The 7870-nt window shown below is 56.6% G+C and carries 7 protein-coding genes and 1 pseudogene; 3 read left to right on the forward strand and 5 right to left on the reverse strand.

Features of this window, described 5'->3' with window-relative positions; all coding sequences use genetic code 11:
- The coding region (locus tag BMY22_RS22160; RefSeq protein WP_143068603.1) for a 3'-5' exonuclease at positions 1-1319 on the forward strand (1319 nt) is incomplete at its 5' end.
- 178 nt (positions 1320-1497) lie between these two features.
- Here the strand turns inward: BMY22_RS22160 and BMY22_RS22165 are convergent.
- Positions 1498-1701 (reverse strand): annotated as a pseudogene (locus tag BMY22_RS22165) (IS110 family transposase); the annotation flags it as partial.
- Between BMY22_RS22165 and BMY22_RS22170 the strand changes: the two are divergent.
- The gene (locus BMY22_RS22170; protein WP_090625453.1) at positions 1700-2266 is read left to right on the forward strand and encodes a hypothetical protein; all 567 of its coding nucleotides are present in this window, start codon (positions 1700-1702) and stop codon (positions 2264-2266) included. The pseudogene BMY22_RS22165 and the gene BMY22_RS22170 overlap by 2 nt on opposite strands.
- A gap of 122 nt (positions 2267-2388) precedes the next feature.
- Positions 2389-3075 carry a hypothetical protein gene (locus BMY22_RS22175; protein ID WP_090625455.1) on the forward strand — a complete coding sequence of 229 codons (687 nt, stop codon included), beginning with the start codon at positions 2389-2391 and terminating at the stop codon, positions 3073-3075.
- Between the two features lie 152 nt (positions 3076-3227).
- Here BMY22_RS22175 and BMY22_RS22180 read toward each other — a convergent pair whose 3' ends face one another.
- The 4 genes from BMY22_RS22180 to BMY22_RS22190 all read right to left on the reverse strand — a co-directional run bounded on the left by BMY22_RS22180 (position 3228) and on the right by BMY22_RS22190 (position 7163).
- Entirely contained in the window at positions 3228-4202 is a 975-nt protein-coding gene (locus BMY22_RS22180; protein WP_090625457.1) for an endonuclease, read from the reverse strand.
- 42 nt (positions 4203-4244) lie between these two features.
- Complete coding sequence (locus BMY22_RS22185) at positions 4245-4991, reverse strand: hypothetical protein (RefSeq protein ID WP_090625458.1); 747 nt, start codon at positions 4989-4991, stop codon at positions 4245-4247.
- Between the two features lie 426 nt (positions 4992-5417).
- Complete coding sequence (locus BMY22_RS24095; protein WP_208599377.1) at positions 5418-6668, reverse strand: hypothetical protein; 1251 nt, start codon at positions 6666-6668, stop codon at positions 5418-5420.
- A 117-nt stretch (positions 6669-6785) separates the two neighbouring features.
- On the reverse strand, positions 6786-7163 hold the full coding sequence (locus tag BMY22_RS22190; protein ID WP_143068606.1) for a hypothetical protein: 378 nt from the start codon (positions 7161-7163) through the stop codon (positions 6786-6788).
- Between the last annotated feature and the right edge of the window lie 707 nt (positions 7164-7870).

The following is a 7870-nucleotide window of genomic DNA, read 5'->3' on the forward strand; positions in this document are numbered from 1 at the left end:
TTCCCCTCAATGTGACCTGCAAGACCGCCCACGGCCTGGCCTACGGTGCCATCGGCAAGCAGTACAAGCACAAGCTCGGAAACCTGCGCCTCACCGACATCGCCCGGGCCATCAACTCCCAGAACTGGGAAATGGTGCGCAGCGTCCAGGAAACGCTGGGCAACTACCTGGCCAGCGCGGACGAGAAGATCGGACTGTTCCATTTCCCTGCGGAAAGACTGCAGAACGAGCGCATGCGACGGGCAGCCGACAGTATCGTCGAAGCCACCCGCCGGCTCTGGGCGCAGATGTGCGACCCGAACAACCACGCCACGCCCATCCCCCATGACGGCTACTTGAAGCTATGGGCGCTGTCGAAGCCGGACCTGAGCACCCGCTTCGACATCGTGCTGGGCGACGAGGCGCAGGACATCAACCCGGTGATCGCCGGCATCCTGGCGCAGCAGGCCGCCTACGGCATGGGTGTGGTCGTCTGCGGCGATGGCCACCAAATGCTGTACCGCTTCCGGGGCGCCGTCGACGCCCTCGATGCCCCCTGGCTGGCCGACGCCGAGGTGCACTATCTCACCCAGTCCTTCCGCTTCGGCCCGGCAGCGGCCCACGTCGCCAACATGCTGCTGCACTTCAAGGGCGAGCGCCGGCAACTGGCAGGCCTTGGGCAGCAGACGCGCATTGCCAAGGCCCTGCCCGCCGATCTGGAGCACCGGGCAATCCTTTGCCGCACCGTGGTCGGTGTGATCGAGGAGGCACTGGCCTGGGTCGAAACCGGGGCGAAGATCTTCTGGGTGGGGGGAATCGAAGGCTACAACCTGCAGGACCTCGAAGACCTGCACGCCCTGTCGAAGGGCAAACCCGACCGGATCAAGGGAAAAAAACTTCTCCAGGATTATCCCGACTACGACCACTACAAGGATGTCGCTTTCGAAAGCCAGGACTCCGAAATGACCCGCTCGATCAAGATCGTCGAGCAGTACAGCCAGAACCTGCCGGAGCTGTTCGCCAAGCTGCGCCGCAATGCGGTCGCCGACGAGCTGGAGGCCAGCGTCACCCTGAGCACGGCGCACCGGGCCAAAGGGCTGGAATGGGACGCCGTTCAGCTCGCCGAGGACTTCTCCTTCGAGCCGTTCGACCCGGACAACGATCCGGAGGCCTGGGTGGACGAAATGAACCTGCTCTACGTCGCCTGCACCCGGGCCATGCAGGTGCTGGCCGTCAACTCGACCGTGTTGGAAATCATGCAGGAATTTGTCGATCGCCGCGACGGCAGGAAACCGGACGCGCCGCTGGCCTTCCAGAAGAAAGCGCCAGCAGCGGCGTAACTCTTCAATATGGACTCTCCTCGCAAGTAGCGAGTAACGCTTTTCTGCTCTGCCGTCAGCGCGGTTACATTCGTGTATCCGGCCTGTAGTGGGCGCGCACGCCCTGGCCCTTAATCGTTCACGGGGATCAGACTTGTTATCGGCCTTGTTCCGACAGTGCTGCTGTTCACCACAACCACAAGAAAACCCGATGCCCCAGCGTTTGGGCCACGCGTCCCCAGTAGTGCGCGGTGCCGCAGGCCTCCATGACCCACTCGACCGGCTCCGCTTGCTCCTGTATATATCGGCGAAACGCCTCGCGATTCAGCCGCCTGCGCCGACTCACCTGCCCGGCACAGACGCTCTCGGCAACCTGGTAAACGGACTTGGTCAAATCGGCAATGAACGATGAGTACCGACGCCTTCAAGTTAAAAACGCCCTCAAAGCAGAGCTTGACGCGACGGTTGATGAGCGCATCACCCGACATCTTTCTGTGAACCACCAGAACATCATTGCCGGACACCACTTCGCGGCAGCATCTGCGGAGTGCCTCGATCTTTATCGCGACGGGTATTTCCTCAGCACGGTCATGGTGTCTCAAGCGGTCGCCGAGGGGATCTTTCGCTTCGTCCTGGAACGGAACGGACGCGGACGTGCAGGGGAAAAGGGAGACCGACAGACCGTTGCGAAGCGCTTAGTGACCGATGGACTTATCTCGCAGGAGTGCATGGGCGCGTTCGTGCAAATCTGGCACAGCTTCAGGAACGATGTCCACCACATGGATCCGAGGGTGGCCACTATTTCGTTCCCGGCTCTGGCCAAGCGGAACATCGACGACCTCGCGACGATTGAGCGCGAGATTTTCTCCTACCGGCTCGATAACGGGAAGCTGTTACCAGTCCAGGCGCGCTATTGGGACATACAGTCGGACGGGACGGTGCCGGTGTTTCTTAGGCTGCATCCGTAGTGCGCCCGCCGCCCAACGAGCGCTTCGAACGGACGCCCGAGAGCACGAGGGTTCTCTTGGGCGTTCCGGGCAGCGCCGTTCAAGCGCGACGTTAGGCGTCATTAACCGCCGTGGAGCGAAGAATGCCGAGTCTTTGGACGCTCGATGAGTTTGATGCGCACGATTCGGAGCGAGCGCTTCGTCTCCGCCACGCCCCATCCTGGTCTGAGTTGGTTGGAGCTGTGCGCGAAGCACTCCATGCGGCAATCGAGAGTGAGAACGTGAGATTTGGGGTCGACGAATCCGGTCGCGACTCCCGTGACCTTCGTGGGGTGGTTCAGTTTCCACTTGGAACGTTGCTCTTTGACTGGATCTTCAACAGCACTACTGGCTACAGGGCGCAGTTCCGCATCGGGCGTGCGAACGGTCTTGCCATGAATGCTCAACTCATCGGAGAAGTGACCGCGGAGTTGGGACGCTTCGCCACAACCGACGAGGTGATCCACAGATACACCAGTGAGTTCACTTACAAGGAGTCCACTCAGGGCAAGGTAAGTCGGGTCGCGGCAACACTGGATCCGAAGCTCTCAAAGGTATGGGTTTGCGAGAAGCTGATCGGCAACACGGGACAGATCGAGAATCTCTTCGTCTCGCGCACTGGCCCGAAGCTAGTCATGCCCGACACTGACCCTTGGTCATCGCTCTACCCAGAAGACGCCGACGGATGGCTCGACGTCAAGGGTGCTTTTGTCCCGCCAACGGGGCAGCCGTACCAACTAAAGTCACCCGAGGAGAGAGCCGCGAAGCTAGAGGAGCGAGGGAGCGCGTAGCCAAGTGGTCCACGGTGACGCCTAACCCTTCGTATCCAAGCTGGCGGGTGCCTCGCAGCTCGGGAAGTTGATGCACCCCCAGAACACGCGCCCACCTCCCCTGGCATACCGGGGAACCATTACCCAGTGCCATCTGCTTATCCTTCCGCGATCTACCGGCAGTTACCCGCCCGGCGGAACCCCGCGGCCTCGGCATCCGCCGCCGAGCCAAACGAGACACGATTTTTTTCCTGCACTTGCTCGTAGCTCGGGCAGCCGACCGGCAGGTGGTAGACCTTGCTGGCGCTGTTGCCGATCACCGGGGCGCCGTTGCCCTGCTCGGCAACCTGCACTGGCGGCTCTACCGGCCGGCGGGCGGGCGTGGCCGTGCCCTGCCCGGCCAAGCCTTCCCGGCTCGGCTTGTGCCCCAGCGTCCAGGTGCGCTCGCCCGTCACGAACGGGTTGTGGTACCCCGCGACCTTCGCAATCCGCTGATCCCTCTCACGCTCCCAGGCGCTGACTGGATACATCCGACTCCAGGCCATGAACAACTGCTGCTGCTGGCGCGACATCGACAGCCCGTAGCGGTCGTGCATGTAGAACTGCACCCGGGCAACCAGGCCCTTCACCGCGTCCCGAGGTTCGGTCACCCGCTGCTTGAAATCCGTCCTGGTTGGGCAGGCCCCATACTGCGCTGGCGTCGAGGGCAGCATGCCGTAGCTGTAGTTGCTGCGGTCCGCGTTCACTTCCCCAATCGTGGGCGACAGATTGTGCATGTCCGCCTCCATCTCGCGAAACACCGGATCGCTGCTCTTGCAGTTCTCCCTGCCGCCCTTCTGCCAACACTGCCGCTGGTGGCCAAGCACCCAGGCCGGAACGATGTGCTCCCACTCGATGCGCTGGGCGCGGTTGCTGTCGGCCCGGACCTCATAGCCACAGGATTTCAGGTCGATCCGGCCGCCGGATCTCCCCATCCATGTCCACCGGCAACCGCAATACAGGTCCCCGACATCGGAAGTTTGCCGGTCGAAGTAGACCTTCTCGCGCAGGGCGATCTTGGCTTTCTCGAACGACTCGGGGGCGCCAGCCAGAACATGCTGGCCAGTTATGGCAATAACTGAAGCAAAAAACAGGACAATCTTTTTCACTGGATTTCCTTGGACGTGTCGAATATGGAAGTGCCGCAATACTCAAGAGCGGGCGCGATAATGCGATTGGAAAAGGCGTCCCATTCCTTCTACTAGGCAGCGCCACATTTCCGTGAGAAAGGTATATCCGGTGATCGGGTCCTCGATAGTGAGGCCTATACCATTTCCACCTTCCTCATTGCCTCTTTGAAGCCAATCGTAGATCTGGGCCAAAAAGATATCCTCGACTTCTCTTTGGCTGAGATTGAAATTCTTGATGGCTGGCGCAGAAGGAGATTTCCAAGCCAATCCTTTAATGGCTGGCATACCCAGGAGTTGCCATTGCCCGCCGCTGACTGCCTTGAGATGGCATTGGTAGCGCTCTTCATCTTCAGGCCTCCACCAATCGTGATATTTCAACGAGGCGCAAAAACTGTCGAATTCTGACTTGAGACCCCACTCGAACTCCTGTCGCTCTTGGTCGCTGCTGGACTCCACCCACACCACTTCAGCACCCAGCAAGTCGAAGCGCAAAGCCGCTCGCATGAGCGCGGACTTGGAGTCCGCCAGGAAGATGGTTCCGTTCTGGCCGAGTCGGATCACATCACCCTCATTGGCGAGAACGACGGCCATATAGGGCTTGCTTTTGAAATGCGGGGCGATCAACTCCTCGCAACGGGAGGCCGATTCCAGAGAAAAAAGCTTGTCGCCCAATACGTAGTTGCTGGCCGGAATCATAACCGCATGGTCACTCACCGACGGCGGCAAGGGTAGAGCTGCAATGGATGAAGCGAGAAGCGGTGCTGGCATGAGTTGGCTTCCTGTGCCGTTTGGGAGTCCTTGACGCTACTTGTTTCTCAGCGGGCTGTGCGTCGCTTTCCGGCGATTTTGTGGCCGGAAAAGAGGTTGCTCGTGCGCCGCCCGCGCCATCCCGGTCTCCAGTGGTGCACGCAAGCGCAACGAGGTGATCTGTCCTACGACGAGGGCCAAGCCGCCAGGAAGCCCACCAGTTGCTTTTGACCATAGGGGAAGGAGATGGCCTGTAGCGCCCGGTGAGCTAAAAGCTTGGAGGCAGGAGGTACACCGCTCAAGGCAGAGCTCGCCGGCCCTCCCTCGCAAATTTGCGATCCCCCTGCGCTCTGGTCAGTTTTTGATCGCCCCATGCTGGCGCGCATCCCACGTGAGGCTGGATGAGTTTTCCACAGCTTTATTCACGAAAGCTGGGGACAAAACAGCTTAGAAAGCTAATAAATAGACCAGTATTGCGACCGCAATAGCGAAGTTTAAAGTCACCAACTTAAAAACAAAGCCATGATCATCAATCATAATTCTCTTCATAGCTGCCATTTCTTTTGAGAGAGAATCTATAGTTGGTGATGGTGGACGGCCTTCATAATTAAAGTAGTACGGATGACTCTTGGCCCACTCATCTTCAAGCTCTGTGAAGCTATATATGTAATCCTCAGTGCTCATAATGCTTTTTAGAGCATCCCTGTTCCCAGGAGAGGACCAAGCACTTTTATTTTCAGATATATAATCAAGCACCTTTCCACCATCAAGCTCATATGCACCCCTGATAAGATCAGGAGTTAATTCGACATGAGCATACGCCGCGCACCGGAGCGCAATGTCATTGTTATTCAGTAGTGTTTCAGCCTCGACATATTTACTATGAAATGCATTTTTGGCAATGTACACCCGAACAAGCTCAAAGTTTGTCAGGTATTTCGAGTGATGTACGCGCTCCGAGTCTGGCTTCCACCGCTCACATATTTCCATTATCTCATCGAATGAGAAAACTTCACGTATTGGCTCTAGATTATAAAGAAAGTCAACTAAAGCTGCTGCAAAGACCTTTTCAGCCGGAAGTGTTTTTACAAGCCCCCACAGAGCTTCCAATGTACGGTAAACATTGATCTCATCATTTAACTCGCCAAACCTAACTGAGGCTGAGAAGATTTTATTCTTCGAAAGAGCATATATCACTGCCACTTTTTTCTCATCAGAAAGGCTAGAGCTTTTGCTTGCAACTTTCTCAATTAGAGCCAGCAATAATGAGTCGTCACTTGGATTAGGGTTCTCACATATAGCAGCCAGTTCTTCCTTGGTGGCATTTTCTAACAGATCATCGATCTCATCACCTCCCAAGCACTCCCCAAACATAATCCATTGATTGTATAGCAGCCCTATCCTAATTGATCTAGCATGAGATTTACTAACACCTGCGCGATCATAATCAATGGATTTAGCGAATAGCTTTCTAGCAACATTTTCGTTGATGCAAAACCTGGCTAGACCAATCTCAATAAGTGGATCATTCCGAAGTAGCAAAGCTTCTTCAAGCTCATAATCTCCTCCTTCCAACAAACGATGCCGCAAAGAAATGGACGACACACCCCCAGCATTAATGCTATTAATCGCCCTGGTCTTTAACCAGTCATAAACGTATTCTGGAGAGCTGGCACACAAAACTGCCTCGTCTAGCATGAATCCTACTTTTCTAGACCCCATTACAGAACTCCAGAAGACAATAATGCAAAAATATGATTCAGGGGATCGCTAAACCATTGACCTCGAGAAACTTTGGCGACAACCAATACTTGATCATATACAAACATTCTTGCCACTCTCAGCAAGCTGCTGCTCATACATTACCCGGTTCACCAAACACCAGGCCGCCCGGTAGCCATGAATATAATCGAAGCGCTCGCCGAATGGATCGATCAGGTAAAAGGGATGCTCCTTGAAGCGCAAACCACCGGACGAATATTTTTCGCTGTGAATCCAGATCGTGTCATTGATAGTAGATATGGCACCCAAATCGCTCCAGGCGTAATTAGCCCCAGCACAAAAAATTCCCTCCGGTTTTATCTTGAACAACTCCATGAGTTTACTTGGTGCGACTTGCGAACAACCGTATGCAGTTCCCTCGGGAATTATCGGCGGCCAGAGTCTGCCGGGTGCCACTTCTCGAAACTCCATGTTATCGCTCTCTATTCTTGAGTTGTAATTGGCTACAGCCGTTGCAGGTTTAATGCACCTCCAGCACGGGCTCGCCAAGACGCCGAACACCGCCAACGATAGCAGGACTATCGGCCTCAGCCCCGCACAGGCACTCTCTCACCCGTGAAGCGCCCACAAGGCCCCTGGGGGACCACCTGCCCCAGAACAGCCTGCCTGGGTGTCCCTCGCCACCCATTGCCCATCATGCTCACCTGGGCACCACCTGCTGATCGGTGCCCCTGCACCTGGAGCATTCGCCTCGCTGGAGGTGGTGGACTCGACCCCATCCGCTCGGCCTCTCTTTCACATTCCCCATTCGATCCGGTGGACTTCCACCCGCAGCTCAACCTGATCGGCCCAGCAGATTTTCTCCTCTCGAATCCGGCCCCTTCCGCCAGGCAAAAATCCCGCTGCCAGACCATCGCTCCGCCCCTGGGGATGACCCTTCCGAGTACCCCGACGCCGAGCAAATTTCCGCTGCGCGACACAGTGGTCTCCGACCCGCTTCGCGACACAAAATCGGGAAAAACAGCTGACAGGCCTATAACTATTTATTTCAGTCAACTAGCTCACTGACATAACAAACTCGGTGTTTTCAGCAGATTTCCCCCGATTCTCTCAAAATGTGCTGAAAGCCAACCGCAAATGTGCTGAAAGCCGCGTCAGCTCTGGGCTCAGCACATTTT

It is taken from the genome of Azotobacter beijerinckii, assembly GCF_900110885.1.
Lineage (GTDB): Bacteria > Pseudomonadota > Gammaproteobacteria > Pseudomonadales > Pseudomonadaceae > Azotobacter > Azotobacter beijerinckii.